Origin of the sequence: Pseudomonas aegrilactucae, from assembly GCF_019168305.1 — a bacterium.
Taxonomy (GTDB): domain Bacteria; phylum Pseudomonadota; class Gammaproteobacteria; order Pseudomonadales; family Pseudomonadaceae; genus Aquipseudomonas; species Aquipseudomonas aegrilactucae.
This window is the reverse complement of record NZ_JAHTBI010000045.1, coordinates 54,495-68,565: the sequence shown is the minus strand read 5'-3', so window position 1 is coordinate 68,565 and position 14,071 is coordinate 54,495. Positions and strand designations below refer to the sequence as shown.

Below are 14,071 nucleotides of genomic sequence, written 5' to 3'. Positions count from 1 at the left end.
TGGCGTTACACATGATTTAAGAGGCGGCATCATTGTCTACGGGTAATTTGGATTTCGAACAGTTCCGGGTCTTCCTGGAAAAAGCCTGTGGCATCCTGCTGGGCGAAAATAAGCAGTACCTGGTGTCCAGCCGTCTCAACAAGCTGATGGAGCAGCAGGGCATCAAGTCGTTGAGTGAGCTGGTCCAGCGTATCCAGACTCAGCCGCGCAGTGGGTTGCGCGAGCAAGTGGTCGATGCCATGACCACCAACGAAACCCTGTGGTTTCGCGACACCTATCCGTTCGAGGTACTGAAGAACAAGGTGTTGCCCGAGCAGGTCAAGGCCAACCCGGGGCAGCGCCTGCGGATCTGGTCGGCGGCCTGTTCCTCGGGGCAGGAGCCGTATTCGATTTCCATGGCCATCGACGAGTTCGAGCGCAGCAACATCGGCCAGTTGAAGATGGGGGCGCAGATCGTTGCCACCGATCTGTCCGGTTCGATGCTGGCCAACTGCAAGACCGGTGAGTACGACAGCCTGGCAATTGCTCGGGGTTTGTCGCAAGAGCGTCTGCAGCGTTATTTCGACCCCAAGGGGCCGGGGCGTTGGGCGATCAAGGCGCCGATTCGCAGCCGTGTGGAGTTCCGCTCGTTCAACCTGCTCGACAGCTACGCGAGCCTGGGCAAGTTCGACATCGTGTTCTGCCGTAACGTGCTCATCTACTTCTCGGCGCAGGTCAAGAAAGACATCCTGCTGCGTATCCACAGTACGCTCAAGCCGGGGGGCTACCTGTTCCTGGGGGCGTCCGAAGCGCTCAATGGTCTGCCTGAGCATTACCAGATGGTGCAGTGCAGCCCGGGTATCATCTACCAGGCCAAGTGAAACGAAAAAGGCCGGTGTCGCGAGACACCGGCCTTTTTCATGCTGTTGCCCTTCGCCAGCATTGTCGGCTCCCGTAGGAGCCAGCCTTGCTGGCGAAGGCTGCGCCGCCGATCAGAAGTCGTAACGCAGCTTGGCCGAGAACACATCGGCGTCGAAGCCCGACTTGCCGATGTAGTCGTAGTTCAGGCCCAGGGTTACCGCACCCAGCGTGTAGTCCGCGCCTACGCCGGCCTCATAGCTGTCACGCACGGCCTTGGCGCCGCTGGTGACGAACGGCGTGTTGCCGAGCAGGAAGGTCGAGGTGCTCTTGGCTTCATCCGCCGCGAAGTCGTGGTACGCCATCAGCTTGGCTTGCGGCTTCAGCGTGCCGGCGCCCAGCAGGTAATTGCCGGCAACGCGCAGGCCTGCGCCCAGTTCGATGGCTTCGTAACGCTGGTCTTCGACCTTCAGTGCGGCCGACGACCCCTTCTCACGGTAGCCGTCGATGTTCACCAGGCTGTAGCGTGCGGCAATGCGCGGCTCTACCAGCACTTGCGGGTTGATGGGGTAGGTGTAGCCACCGACCAGGTTCAGCCCCAGCAGGTCGCTGTCGTAATCGGCCTTGGCCGAGGTGCCGGCGATGCTGCGTTTGCTGTCGTTCTCGTTGAAACCGTAGGTCAGGCTGGCGTCGACGAAGTAGTTGCCGTGCTCGAAGCCGCCGTACAGTGTGAAGGCATGGCTGTCGACTTCGGTCTGGTTGCCGCTTTTGCCGTTGACGTCGGTGTTGATGAAGCTGTACGCCAGGCCCAGGGTCAGGTCGTCGCTGACCTTGCCGTCGGCGCCCACGGCGATGCCGCGGCTGTAGGCGTTGTAGCCGGCCACGCCGTCACGCAGGTCCTGGCTGGCGTCGCTGTACAGGCTCTGCACCCACACGCCGGTGTCCTTGAACGCCTCACCCGACGAGGCGCCGCGCAGGCCGCTGGTGCGGCTGCCGGTGACGTTGCTCACCAGGTTCTGGCTGGTGGTGGCTGCCTGGGTCGCACCGCCGTTGACTTCCGGGGCCAACTGTTCGGCCAGTTTGGCCAACTGGGCCTCGTCAGCGTTGGCGAAGGCCTGCAGCAGCGGGTCGCTGGCGTTCAACTTGCTCAGGAGGTTGTCGCGGTTCAGGCTGCCCAGCGCTTGCTGGCTGTTGGCCGAGGCCCCTTGAGCGAGCAGGATCTGGTTGATCTCGGCGTCGCCCTTGCCGGTCACGGTAGCCACCAGCGTGTTGCCGCTGGCGCGGTAACCGTCGACCTTGAGCAGTGCCGAGCTGCTCACCAGATTGATTTTACCTTTCGGATCAACCTGGGTGCCGTCCGCATTCATCACCGTCAGATTGCCGGCCTGGATCAGGTTGTAGGTGGTGCCCTTGACACTGAAGTCGCTGCCATGGGCGGCCAGCTTGACCTGTGCGTTCTTGCTGAACGCGGCCGTCCCGCTTACCTTGACCACCGGTGTGTCGGGGTTGGTGGCGCTGCTCAGGTTCAGGCCCAGCGATGCGTTGTCGGCAACGATCAGGCTGCCTTTGAGGCTGGTATGCGGCTGCTCGAAGTTAAGGTGCGCCGGGCGGTTGGTGAAGCTGTTGCCGACGTACATCCGGCCCCCATCGCGCAGGCGGATGTTGGCGCCATCGGCCTTGCTGTCGGTGCCACTGAAGTTGACGTTGCCGTACACCTCGATGTAATTCAGGTCGATCAGGTTGCCGGTCACCTTGCTGCCATTCAGCAGCGTCAGGTAAACGGGGCCCTGGGACTCGGACGCATCGACGGCTTCGTCTTGCGAGATCAGCGTGCCGCTGTTGATGATGTGCAAGGGTGCCTGGGCGTTGCTCTGCACGGCATCGATATCGAAGTTGCCGATCACGATGGCCGCATCGGTCGCCCGGATGGTGCCGGTGTTGACCACGTGGTTGTTGGTGCCGCTGAAGCTGGCGCCGTCGACACGGATGCCTTCGGCGTCGTTACCGCTGGCAATGACGGTGCCGCTGTTGAGGATGCCGGCCAGGTCGACCTTGTCTGCATTCAGGCCTTCTCCACGGGTGGTGGCGTCGATCGCAGTGGCACCGTTGCCGGTGACCTGGATCAGGCCGCGGTTGATCACCCGGCCGTCGATGCGCCCGCCTTCCAGGTTGATGCCCTTGGCGTCGGTGCCCTTGGCGATAATGCGGCCGGTGGTGTCGTTGAGCAGGTCGCCCTTGATCGTGCCGGTGAAGTCCAGGGCGCGGGCCACGTCGGTTTCGCCATTGTCGAGCAGCGGCTCTCCGGTGGCACTGAGCAGGCCCTGGTTGATCACGCTGCCGTTGATGGTGGCCGGGTCGATCATCAGGGCGTTGGAGCCGCCGCCCACCGTGCTGATGCTGCCTTTGTTGATCAGGTTGCCGTCGATCTGGTTCTCGACCCACGGCGCGGCACCTTCCCAGGCGTCCAGGTCAATGCCGCCGGCAAGGTTGCCGCGGCTGTTGATCGTGGCGTTGAGGATCAGGTCGCCCTGGACGTGGTTGCCGTTGAACTCGATGGCATCTTCCGCGCCGCTGCCGGTGTAGGCGCCGGTGATCTCCAGGCCGCCTTGGTAGGTCTGGTGCTCGCTGACCAGGCCGGCGTTGGTCAACTGAACGGTTGCAGCGCTGGCGGGCAGGGCAGTGGCGGTGATGGCCAGGGCCAGCAGGGTCTTGCGGAAAATCACAGGCGTCACGGTTTCTTCCTTAGACAACGTATTGAGTACGGCGCTTCCCTGCGTGATGTGATGGCCATGGGGTGGATAATGGCCAGATGCCACGCAGCAGCGCGCGGCGATCTTAGCGGGGGGGATGGCAAATTAATACTAACTTTGGCGTCAGATTTTCGATGACCTGTGCGCCCGTTGGTCGCTTGCCGCTGCTTGCCGATTGCCGCTTTGCTGACACCTGGCGGAAATCCATTGCCGCTTTTCTGGCATTGCCGCCAACGGCAAGCGCAGCCAAGCCCCGGCTTTGCTGGGTTTGGTCTTTTGGCACAGGACTTGCTATATCTCCGGCAACGAACCCTTACGGTCAACCTTCAAAGGTTTCTCCGACATGAGCATCAGTTTCGACAAAGCGCTTGGCATCCACGAAAAGGCACTGGGCTTTCGCGCTCAGCGTGCCGAAGTGCTGGCCAACAACATCGCCAACGCCGACACGCCCAACTACAAGGCGCGCGACATGGACTTCTCGTCCGTGCTGGCCGCCGAGACCGACAAGGTCAAGAACGGCCACTTCGCCCTGGACCGGACCAACACCCGGCACATAGAGGCGCAAGGCCTGGCCATGGGTGACGAGACCCTTCAGTACCGCACGCCGATGCAGCCCTCGATCGACCAGAACACCGTGGACGCCCAGCTCGAGCAATCCAGCTATGCCGAGAACGCGGTGGGCTTCCAGGCCAGCTTCACGCTGCTCAACAGTAAATTCAAAGGGCTGGTGTCAGCCCTGCGCGGAGAGTAATTCATGTCCCTTGCCAGCGTTTTCAACATTGCCGGTAGCGGCATGAGCGCGCAGACCACACGTCTGAACACCGTCGCCTCCAACATCGCCAATGCCGAGACCGTCTCGTCGAGCATCGACCAGACCTACCGTGCGCGTCACCCGGTGTTCGCCACCACCTTCCAGCAGGCACAGGGCGGCGTCAGCCAGTCGCTGTTCCAGGACCAGGGCGAAGCCGGCCAGGGCGTGCAGGTGCTGGGCGTGGTCGAAGACCAGAGCAACCTTGAAGCACGCTACGAGCCGAACCATCCGGCGGCGAACAAGGACGGCTACGTCTACTACCCCAACGTCAATGTGGTCGAGGAAATGGCAGACATGATCTCTGCCAGCCGCTCGTTCCAGACCAATGCCGAGCTGATGAACACGGCCAAAACCATGATGCAGAAGGTCCTGACCCTGGGTCAGTGATAAGGGGCGTTTTCCATGGCTGATGTAAATATCAACGACGTCATCTCCAATTCCGGCGTCAAGAGCTCCACCGGTTCCAGTGCGTTGGGCGCGAGCACCGGTGCCAAGTCCGGCAACGGTCAGGCCCTGGGCAAGGACGCGTTCCTGCAGTTGCTGGTAACCCAGATGCAGCACCAGAACCCGCTCGATCCGCAGGACAACAGCGAATTCGTCGCCCAGCTGGCGCAGTTCTCCAGCCTCGAGGGCATCACCTCGCTGAACGACTCGGTCAACGCCATCACCGGTGCCATGGGCTCGTCCCAGGCCCTGCAGGCGTCGGGGCTGGTCGGTCGCTCGGTGATCACCCAGGCCGACAAGGCCGTGGTCGATACCACCAAGAGCTTCACGGGGCAGGTGGTGGTACCGCAGTCGATCACTTCGGGCACCGTCACTGTCACCGACAAGGATGGCAAGACGGTCAAGACCATCGACCTGGGTGCGCAGGCGGCCGGCAATGCCGACTTCATCTGGGATGGCACCAACGAGAAGGGCGAGAAGGTCGATCCGGGCACCTACACCTTCACGGCCAAGACCACGGTCGATGGCAAGGCGGCCGAGATGTACACGCTGCTGCCGGCCACCGTCAACAGCGTCACCATCAGTCAGACCGGCGGCGAGCTGATGCTCAACCTCGCTGGCCTGGGCAGCGTTGCGCTGTCCAAAGTCCAAACCATCGGTATATAGAGCCGGCTAACGCGGCACAAGGAGTGGAAAGATGTCTTTCAATATCGGCCTTAGCGGTCTCTATGCAGCCAACAAACAACTGGCTGTTACCGGCAACAACATCGCCAACGTCTCGACCACCGGCTTCAAATCGTCGCGCGCCGAATTCGCCGACGTGTACTCGGCCAGCAAGCTGGGCGTGGGCAGCAAGACCGTCGGTAACGGCGTGCGTCTGGCGGCTGTTTCGCAGCAGTTTGGCCAGGGCGACATCAACAACACCGGCAACGTGCTGGACATGGGTATCCAGGGTCAGGGCTTCTTCGTGCTGAGCGACAATGGCTCGCTGAGCTACACCCGTTCCGGCGCGTTCCAGACCAACAAGGACAACTTCGTGGTGACCTCGGACGGTATCCGTCTGCAAGGTTATGCGGCTGATGGCGACGGCAAGATCATCAAGGGTCTTTTGACCGACCTGAAGATTGATACGTCGGCGCTGGCGCCGAAATCGACTACGTTGATTGATCAGGGTATCAACCTGAACTCTTCGGCGGAAAAAATTCCGTTGACCATTGAAGATCCGGCCAATGCGGGTACGCAGATTCCCAACAAGGTGTTCGACCCGGCTGACGAAACTACCTATACCAAGTCGTTCCCGACCAAGGTCTACGACAGTCAGGGCAACGAGCACACGATGGAGCAGTTCTATCGCAAGACTGCGGACAACGAGTGGACAATGTACACGTTGGTTGATGGTCGCAACCCCTTCAACCCAGCGAGCACCACGCCGCTGACGGGTACGATCAGCTTCAATCAGGACGGTAGCGTCAAGGCTATGGCTGCCGATCCTACCGGCATTACTGCGCCTAAGTCCTGGACGGTGCTCAACAACAACTTCACCATGACGGGCTGGGTGCCAGCCTCTTACGACAAGGCTACCGATACCTGGGCCTCCAACGGCTCGGCAGGCAATGCCGCAGGCATTCGCCTGAACATGACCAGCACCAGTTCCTACAACGCCGATACTGCCCGTGATTCCCAGTCGCAGGACGGCTATGCCACCGGCATCCTGTCCAGCCTGAGCATCGACTCCACCGGCGTGATGTTCGCCAGCTTCAGCAACCAGCAATCGCGTGCCATCGGCCAGGTTGCGATTGCCAGCTTCGCCAACGAGCAGGGCCTGGAGCAGTTGGGCGGTACCCGCTGGAAAGAGACCTTCGCGTCGGGCATCCCGGGCATCGACACGCCGAAGACTGGCACCCTGGGTTCGATCGAGTCCAATGCGCTGGAAGCCTCCAACGTCAACCTGACCATGGAGCTGGTCGAGCTGATCAAGGCGCAGAGCAACTTCCAGGCGAACTCCAAGACCATCTCCACCGAAAGCACCATCATGCAGACCATCATCCAGATGACCTGATGATTGCCTGATGGCGTGAGTATGGACGGACCCCTTTCTCGGAAGGGGTTCGTTGTTTCGGAAGGAATGGACATGAAGCGCGCACTCAAGTTTACCGGGGTGATCCTGATGCTGCTGGCGGTCAATGCCAGCGCCGACATGGCCGCCTGGTATCGCTGGGAAAGCCAGGCCGATGGTCGCCTGGTCTGTTCGCAGCTTTCGCCGGGAGAGGGCTGGAAGCGTTTTGCCGGGCCTTTCAACAATGCCGGTTGCCGCGACCGTTGAGCATTGCCGATAGCGGCAAGCCGGCGCCGTATTTTCGACGGTGCCTCCCTCGGTGCAATCAATTGCCCGCGCTGAAAGCCCCGCATTTACGGGGCTTTCCCGGTGTGTCTGGAAGTTGGTTTGAAACTTGCTTTAGTGAGCCCAAGAGCAGCGGTGAACGGCAAGTGTTCGCCAGCGCAGTGGAGGATGATCAGTGGACAAGATGCTTTACGTGGCCATGACCGGCGCCAGTCAGAATGCACTGGCGCAACGGGCCCATGCCAACAACCTGGCGAACATTTCCACCAGCGGCTTCCAGCGCGACCTAGAGCAGGCGCGGTCGATGCCGGTGTTTGGTGACAGCTTTCCGGCGCGGGCCTATGCCATGACCGAACGCCCTGCCACCGATTTTCGCCCCGGTGCCCTGCAGGAAACCGGTCGTGACATGGACATCGCCATCGGCGGCGACGGCTTCATTGCCGTGCAGGCGCCCGACGGCAGCGAAGCCTATGTGCGCACCGCCAGCCTCAATATCGACGCCCTCGGCGTGCTGCGTGCCGGCAACGGCATGCCGGTGATGGGTAACGGCGGCCCGATTGCCGTGCCGCCCGAGCAGAAGGTCGAGATCGGCCAGGACGGCACCATCAGTATCCGCGCCATGGGCGAAGGCCCGCGGGTGATGGCTGAAGTCGACCGCATCAAGCTGGTCAACCCCGACGTCAAGACCATGACCAAGGGCCTGGACGGCATGATCCACACCAAGAGCGGCCAGCCGGCAGACGTCGACGCCAACGTGCAGGTCGTGTCGGGCTTTCTGGAAGCCAGCAACGTCAACGCCGTCGAGGAAATGACCTCGGTGCTGGCGCTGTCCCGTCAATTCGAACTGCACGTCAAGATGATGACCACGGCCAAGGAAGGCGACGAAGCCATGGCTCGGGTTTTGCAAATCACCTAATTACACAGGCGTAGCGCCGTAAAACAGGCGCACGAGGAGAACAGCATGCTTCCGGCTCTTTGGGTCAGTAAAACCGGCTTGTCCGCCCAGGACACCAACCTGAGCACCATTTCCAACAACCTGGCCAACGTCTCGACCACCGGTTTCAAACGCGACCGTGCCGAGTTTCAGGACCTGCTCTACCAGATCAAGCGCCAGCCAGGTGCCCAGTCGACCCAGGACAGCGAATTGCCGTCAGGCCTGCAAGTGGGTACGGGTGTGCGCATCGTCGGCACCCAGAAAAACTTCAGCACCGGTAGCCTGCAAACCACCGAGAACCCGCTGGACATGGCCATCAATGGCCGCGGTTTCTTCCAGGTGCTGCAGCCCGATGGCACCGTTTCCTATAGCCGCGACGGTACCTTCCACCTGAACTCCGATGGCCAGGTGGTCACCGCCAGTGGCTTTGCCCTGGAGCCTGCCGTGGTCGTGCCGCTGGATGCGCAGACCTTTACCGTAGGCCAGGACGGCACCGTGTCGATCACCACCGCCGGCAACCCGGCGGCCCAGGTCATCGGCAACATCCAGACCGCCGACTTCATCAACCCGGCCGGCCTGCAGGCCATGGGTGGCAACCTGTTCCTGGAAACCGCCGCCAGCGGCGCGCCACAGATCGGTACCCCGGGCCTGAACGGCTTTGGTACCACCCTGCAGCAGACCCTGGAAAACTCCAACGTCAGCACCGTGGAAGAGCTGGTCAACATGATCACCACCCAGCGTGCCTACGAGATGAACTCCAAGGTGATTTCCACCGCCGACCAGATGCTCTCGTTCGTTACCCAGAACCTGTAAGTGAAGTCCCAGGGGCGCTCGTGCAGCGCCTGTTACACCGTGAGGTCAGAGTCATGAGCCGTTTGTTGTCCGTATTTGCCCTGGGTGGGGTGGTGTTGCTGGCCGGTTGCGTCGCACCGACGCCCAAGCCCAACGACCCGTATTACGCGCCAGTATTGCCGCGTACGCCCCTGCCTGCGGCGGCCAACAATGGTTCGATCTACCAGGCCGGTTTCGAGCAGAACCTGTACGGCGACCGCAAGGCGTTCCGGGTCGGTGACATCATCACCATCACCCTGAACGAGCGTACCCAGGCGAGCAAGAACGCCAACTCGCAGATCGCCAAGAACAGCAAGGCCGACATCGGCCTGACGTCGCTGTTCGGTTCGGGCATGACCACCAACAACCCGATCGGCAGCAACGACCTGAGCCTCAGCGCAGGCTACGAGGGCGATCGCACCACCAAGGGTGACAGCAAGGCGGCCCAGGGCAACACCCTGACCGGTTCGATTACCGTCACCGTGGCCGATGTGCTGCCCAACGGCATCATCGCCGTGCGTGGCGAGAAGTGGATGACGCTCAACACCGGTGACGAACTGGTGCGCATTGCCGGCATGGTGCGCGCCGATGACATCGCCACCGACAACACTGTGCCGTCGACGCGTATCGCCGATGCACGTATCACCTATTCGGGTACCGGCTCGTTTGCCGATGCCAGCCAGCCCGGTTGGCTGGACCGTTTCTTCATCAGCCCGCTTTGGCCTTTCTAGGTTCGGATGACCATGTTCAACATCAAGCAGCTGATTGCCGCGACTGTGCTGTTGTCCACTGCGTTTGGCGTGCATGCCGAGCGCCTGAAGGACATCGCCAGCATTTCCGGCGTGCGTACCAACCAGTTGATCGGCTATGGCCTGGTCGTGGGCCTCAACGGCACGGGTGACCAGACCACTCAGACCCCGTTCACCCTGCAGACCTTCAACAACATGCTCTCGCAGTTCGGCATCAAGGTGCCGGCGGGTTCGGGCAACGTGCAGCTCAAGAACGTCGCGGCGGTGTCGGTGCATGCCGACCTGCCAGCCTTCGCCAAGCCCGGCCAGGTGGTGGACATCACCGTGTCGTCGATCGGCAACTCCAAGAGCCTGCGCGGCGGCAGCCTGCTGATGACCCCGCTCAAGGGTATCGACGGCAACGTCTACGCCATCGCCCAGGGCAACCTGGTGGTCGGCGGCTTCGATGCCGAGGGCCGTGACGGCTCCAAGATCACCGTCAACGTTCCGTCGGCCGGCCGCATTCCTGGCGGCGCCTCGGTAGAGCGTGCCGTGCCCAGCGGTTTCAATCAGGGCAACAGCCTGACCCTCAACCTCAACCGCCCGGACTTCACCACCGCCAAGCGCGTGGTCGACAAGGTCAACGAACTGCTCGGCCCGGGTGTCGCCCAGGCGCTGGACGGTGGCTCGGTGCGGGTCACCGCGCCGCTGGACCCAAGCCAGCGCGTCGACTACCTGTCGATTCTCGAGAACCTCGAGATCGATCCGGGGCAGGCGGTGGCCAAGGTCATCATCAACTCGCGTACCGGCACCATCGTGATCGGCCAGAACGTCAAGGTATCGCCCGCAGCGGTGACCCACGGCAGCCTGACCGTGACCATCACCGAAGACCCGATCGTCAGCCAGCCCGGCCCGTTCTCCAATGGCGAGACGGCGGTGGTGCCGCGTTCGCGGGTCAACGCCGAGCAGGAAGCCAAGCCGATGTTCAAGTTCGGCCCCGGCACCACGCTCGACGAGATCGTGCGTGCGGTCAATCAGGTGGGCGCGGCCCCCGGTGACCTGATGGCGATTCTCGAAGCCCTGAAACAGGCCGGCGCGCTGCAAGCCGACCTGATCGTGATCTGAGGGGGCGGCCATGGATATGCCTAAAAGCGGCTTCAACGCCGCGGACAGCGGTGCCTACACCGACCTCAATCGCCTCAACTCGCTCAAGGTCGGCGATCGCGACAGCGACGCCAACCTGCGCAAGGTGGCGCAGGAGTTCGAGTCGCTGTTCCTCAACGAGATGCTCAAGTCGATGCGCTCGGCCAGCGATGTGCTGGCCAAGGACAACCCGCTCAATACCGAAACCACCAAGCAGTACCAGCAGATGTACGACCAGCAGCTGGCGGTGAGCATGTCCCGCGAGGGCGGCGGCATCGGCCTGCAGGATGTGTTGATGCGCCAGCTGTCCAAGCAGAAGGCCGCCAACAGCACGGCGAGCGCCAACAGCCCGTTCCCGAGGGTCGACATCCAGCAGCGCAGCCTGTGGGCGGCCAAGGTCGCCGACCCGGCCCGTGATGCCACTGCTGCTACCCAGCGCAATGACATGGCCGCGCTCAACTCGCGGCGCCTTGCCTTGCCAGGCAAGCTGACCGACCGCCTGCTGGCGGGCATCGTGCCGGCTGCCGGGGGCAACGCAGCCACTACCAGTACCGCGGTATTGCCGCAGCGTACCACCGCAGCGACGGATGCGCTGGTCAAGGGCGACTGGGCGCCGGCGCAGACCTTCGCCGCGCCAGGCGCGATGCGTATCTATGGTCGCGCCGTGGCGCAGCCGCCACTGGCACCGGCCAAGCGCGCTTTCGATTCCAGCGACGAGTTTGTTGCCACCATGCTGCCGATGGCCGAACAGGCCGCCAAGCGCATTGGTATCGACCCGCGTTACCTGGTGGCCCAGGCCGCACTTGAAACCGGCTGGGGCAAGTCGGTCATGCGCCAGGCCGATGGCAGCAGCAGCCACAACCTGTTCGGCATCAAGGCCACCGGCAACTGGCAGGGTGACCAGGCGCGTGCGATCACCAGCGAGTTCCGCGACGGTCAGTTCGTCAAGGAGACCGCGGCGTTCCGTTCCTACGATTCGTACCAGGACAGCTTCCACGATCTGGTGAGCCTGTTGCAAAACAACGCTCGCTATAAAGATGCGGTGAATGCGGCCGATAAGCCTGAACAGTTTGTGCGAGAACTGCAGAAAGCCGGGTATGCAACCGACCCCGACTACGCCAGCAAGATCTCGCAGATCGCAAAACAGATGAAGTCGTACGAGAGCTACGCAGCTGTCGCTACTACAACGAAACTATAAGGTTTGAATTATGGCGAGTTTGATCAATATCGGCTTATCCGGTGCCAGTGCTGCCCAATCCGGCATGCACACCACCGGTAACAACATCGCTAACGTCGATACCGCTGGTTACTCGCGCCAGCAGAATATTCAAGTCTCAAAGTCTTCGATCCGTGAAGGCCACGTGTTCATCGGTACCGGCACCACGCTGGCCGACGTACGCCGTGTGTACAACAACTTCCTGGAAAACCAGCTGCGCACCACCAACTCGCTGAGCAGCGAGGCCAACGCCTACCTCGACCAGATCACCCCCACCGACAAGCTGCTGTCGGACAAGGACACCGGCATCACCGGCGCCCTGCAGGGCTTCTTCACCGCGCTGCAAAGTGCCGGTGCCAAGCCGACCGAAGATGCCTCGCGCCAGTTGCTGCTGACCAGCGCCCAGGCGCTGAGCAAGCGTTTCAACACCATCGCCGCGCAACTGAACCAGCAGAACACCAACATCAACGGCAACCTGTCGTCGATGGCCACCCAGGTCAACAACCTGTCGGCGACCATTGCCAGCTACAACGACCAGATTTCCCGCGTGGGTGCCGTGCAGGGCAGCCCCAACGACCTGCTCGACAAGCGTAACGAAGCGGTACGCCAGCTCAGCAACCTGGTAGGCGTGGACGTGGTCGAGCGCGAGGGCAACCTTGACGTCTACCTCAAGAACGGCCAGTCACTGGTGCTGGGCAAGACTACCAACACCCTCGAAACCGTGGTCAGCCCGACCGACCCGACCCGTTCGAACCTGGTGCTCAATCGCGGTACCACCAAGATCGATATCACCAAGAGCGTCAGCGGTGGTGAAATCGGTGGCCTGATCACCTACCGCAATGAAGTGCTCGAACCGGCGCTCAACGAGCTTGGCCGTGTCGCACTGGTGGTCGCCGACCGCATCAACAGCCAGTTGGCCCAAGGTATCGACAAGAACGGCAACTTCGGTGCCACCCTGTTCAACGATATCAACAGCGCCACCATGATGGCCCAGCGCAGCATTGCCAAGGCGGGCAACAACGTCGCCACCGGCAACCTCAACGTCAACATCAAGGACACTGGCAAGCTGACCACCAGCGATTACCAGGTGACCTTCAGCGACAACAACAACTACACCGTCACCAAGCTGCCCGAAGGCACCTCGATGGGTTCCTACAAGCTGGACGACACACCACCACCGGTGATCGACGGCTTCAGCCTGGATATGAACGGCGGCCTGCCGAGCGCAGGTGACTCGTTCAAGATCACCCCGACCCGTGGCGCGGCTGCCAGCCTCGACACCGTGCTCACAGACCCCAAGCGCATCGCATTGGCGGCCCCGCTGACCGCCACCAGTGGTTCGGGCAACCAGGGGACCGGGATCATCACCCAGCCGAACCTGACCTCGCAGATCGACATCTACGACGCTGTCCAGCGCGTCGAGTTGGAGAATGGCCTCAAGCATTCCACGCCGGTCAAGCTGGTGTTTGGCGACGACAGCACCAGCCCCCAGACCTACAAGGTCCACAATGCCCAGGGCGATGAAATCGGCAGTGGCACGATCATCCCCGGGCAGGAAAACAAGCTGCAGATCAGCGTGCCGATGGTCGATGCCAACGGTAACCCGGTGGGGTCGCCGCAAAAGTCCGTCAACTTCGAGATGAGCGTGGCCGGCGCGCCCAAATCCGGCGACAACTACACCGTGGCCATGACCGGTGCCGGCTCTGCCGACAACCGCAACGGCCAGGCCGTGATCGACCTGCAAACCAAGGCCACGGTCGATGTCGGTGCCAACGGCAAGGGCATCAGCCTGACCGATGCCTACGGCAAGCTGGTCGAAAACGTCGGTGGCAAGGCAGCCCAGGCCAAACTCGATACCGAGGCCACCGGCGCCCTGCAGAAATCTGCGGTGGCTGCCAGTTCCTCGGTGTCGGGCGTCGACCTCGACGAAGAGACCGGCAACCTGATCAAGTTCCAGCAGTACTACACGGCCTCCTCGCAGATCATCAAGATCGCCCAGGAAATTTTCAGCACGCTGATCAACAGCCTTTAAGGAG

At 62.0% G+C, this 14,071-nt stretch carries 13 protein-coding genes; 12 read left to right on the top strand and 1 reads right to left on the bottom strand.

The features are described from left to right. Positions 1–32: 32 nt before the first annotated feature. Complete coding sequence (gene cheR / locus KUO17_RS13180) at positions 33–860, top strand: protein-glutamate O-methyltransferase CheR (RefSeq protein ID WP_217975993.1); 828 nt, start codon at positions 33–35, stop codon at positions 858–860. Between the two features lie 111 nt (positions 861–971). On the opposite strand, the gene KUO17_RS13175 is transcribed toward cheR, so the two are convergent. Next, positions 972–3,569 (bottom strand): autotransporter family protein, encoded by a 2,598-nt coding sequence (locus tag KUO17_RS13175; RefSeq protein WP_341869616.1) that lies wholly within the window; start codon positions 3,567–3,569, stop codon positions 972–974. 361 nt (positions 3,570–3,930) lie between these two features. Between KUO17_RS13175 and flgB the strand changes: the two genes are divergently transcribed. From flgB to flgK, 11 genes are all read left to right on the top strand, one after another. Continuing rightward, the gene (flgB, locus tag KUO17_RS13170; RefSeq protein ID WP_217975992.1) at positions 3,931–4,338 is read left to right on the top strand and encodes a flagellar basal body rod protein FlgB; all 408 of its coding nucleotides are present in this window, start codon (positions 3,931–3,933) and stop codon (positions 4,336–4,338) included. Positions 4,339–4,341: 3 nt separating this feature from the next. Further along, positions 4,342–4,785, top strand: coding sequence for a flagellar basal body rod protein FlgC (flgC, locus tag KUO17_RS13165; RefSeq protein ID WP_028945514.1), 444 nt, complete (start codon positions 4,342–4,344; stop codon positions 4,783–4,785). Between the two features lie 15 nt (positions 4,786–4,800). Then, the gene (flgD, locus tag KUO17_RS13160; RefSeq protein ID WP_217975991.1) at positions 4,801–5,508 is read left to right on the top strand and encodes a flagellar hook assembly protein FlgD; all 708 of its coding nucleotides are present in this window, start codon (positions 4,801–4,803) and stop codon (positions 5,506–5,508) included. 31 nt (positions 5,509–5,539) lie between these two features. Beyond that, entirely contained in the window at positions 5,540–6,901 is a 1,362-nt protein-coding gene (gene flgE, locus KUO17_RS13155) for a flagellar hook protein FlgE (RefSeq protein ID WP_217975990.1), read from the top strand. A gap of 72 nt (positions 6,902–6,973) precedes the next feature. Further along, complete coding sequence (locus tag KUO17_RS13150) at positions 6,974–7,165, top strand: hypothetical protein (protein WP_217975989.1); 192 nt, start codon at positions 6,974–6,976, stop codon at positions 7,163–7,165. Positions 7,166–7,358: 193 nt separating this feature from the next. Then, on the top strand, positions 7,359–8,099 hold the full coding sequence (locus KUO17_RS13145) for a flagellar basal body rod protein FlgF (protein WP_217975988.1): 741 nt from the start codon (positions 7,359–7,361) through the stop codon (positions 8,097–8,099). Between the two features lie 45 nt (positions 8,100–8,144). Next, entirely contained in the window at positions 8,145–8,930 is a 786-nt protein-coding gene (gene flgG, locus KUO17_RS13140; RefSeq protein ID WP_217975987.1) for a flagellar basal-body rod protein FlgG, read from the top strand. A gap of 53 nt (positions 8,931–8,983) precedes the next feature. Then, positions 8,984–9,679, top strand: a complete 696-nt coding sequence (flgH, locus tag KUO17_RS13135) for a flagellar basal body L-ring protein FlgH (RefSeq protein WP_217975986.1) — start codon at positions 8,984–8,986, stop codon at positions 9,677–9,679. Between the two features lie 12 nt (positions 9,680–9,691). Continuing rightward, complete coding sequence (locus tag KUO17_RS13130; protein ID WP_217975985.1) at positions 9,692–10,801, top strand: flagellar basal body P-ring protein FlgI; 1,110 nt, start codon at positions 9,692–9,694, stop codon at positions 10,799–10,801. Between the two features lie 10 nt (positions 10,802–10,811). After that, the gene (gene flgJ / locus KUO17_RS13125) at positions 10,812–12,017 is read left to right on the top strand and encodes a flagellar assembly peptidoglycan hydrolase FlgJ (protein ID WP_217975984.1); all 1,206 of its coding nucleotides are present in this window, start codon (positions 10,812–10,814) and stop codon (positions 12,015–12,017) included. A 10-nt stretch (positions 12,018–12,027) separates the two neighbouring features. Next, on the top strand, positions 12,028–14,067 hold the full coding sequence (flgK, locus tag KUO17_RS13120; protein ID WP_217975983.1) for a flagellar hook-associated protein FlgK: 2,040 nt from the start codon (positions 12,028–12,030) through the stop codon (positions 14,065–14,067). Positions 14,068–14,071 lie beyond the last annotated feature (4 nt).

Bases quoted from the DNA above. Each gene is read 5' to 3' on its own strand.
- KUO17_RS13150 (WP_217975989.1), top strand. From the start codon at position 6,974: ATGAAGCGCGCACTCAAGTTTACCGGGGTGATCCTGATGCTGCTGGCG.
- KUO17_RS13130 (WP_217975985.1), top strand. From the start codon at position 9,692: ATGTTCAACATCAAGCAGCTGATTGCCGCGACTGTGCTGTTGTCCACT.
- flgC (WP_028945514.1), top strand. From the start codon at position 4,342: ATGTCCCTTGCCAGCGTTTTCAACATTGCCGGTAGCGGCATGAGCGCG.
- flgH (WP_217975986.1), top strand. From the start codon at position 8,984: ATGAGCCGTTTGTTGTCCGTATTTGCCCTGGGTGGGGTGGTGTTGCTG.
- flgG (WP_217975987.1), top strand. From the start codon at position 8,145: ATGCTTCCGGCTCTTTGGGTCAGTAAAACCGGCTTGTCCGCCCAGGAC.
- flgJ (WP_217975984.1), top strand. From the start codon at position 10,812: ATGGATATGCCTAAAAGCGGCTTCAACGCCGCGGACAGCGGTGCCTAC.
- flgK (WP_217975983.1), top strand. From the start codon at position 12,028: ATGGCGAGTTTGATCAATATCGGCTTATCCGGTGCCAGTGCTGCCCAA.
- flgE (WP_217975990.1), top strand. From the start codon at position 5,540: ATGTCTTTCAATATCGGCCTTAGCGGTCTCTATGCAGCCAACAAACAA.
- flgD (WP_217975991.1), top strand. From the start codon at position 4,801: ATGGCTGATGTAAATATCAACGACGTCATCTCCAATTCCGGCGTCAAG.
- flgB (WP_217975992.1), top strand. From the start codon at position 3,931: ATGAGCATCAGTTTCGACAAAGCGCTTGGCATCCACGAAAAGGCACTG.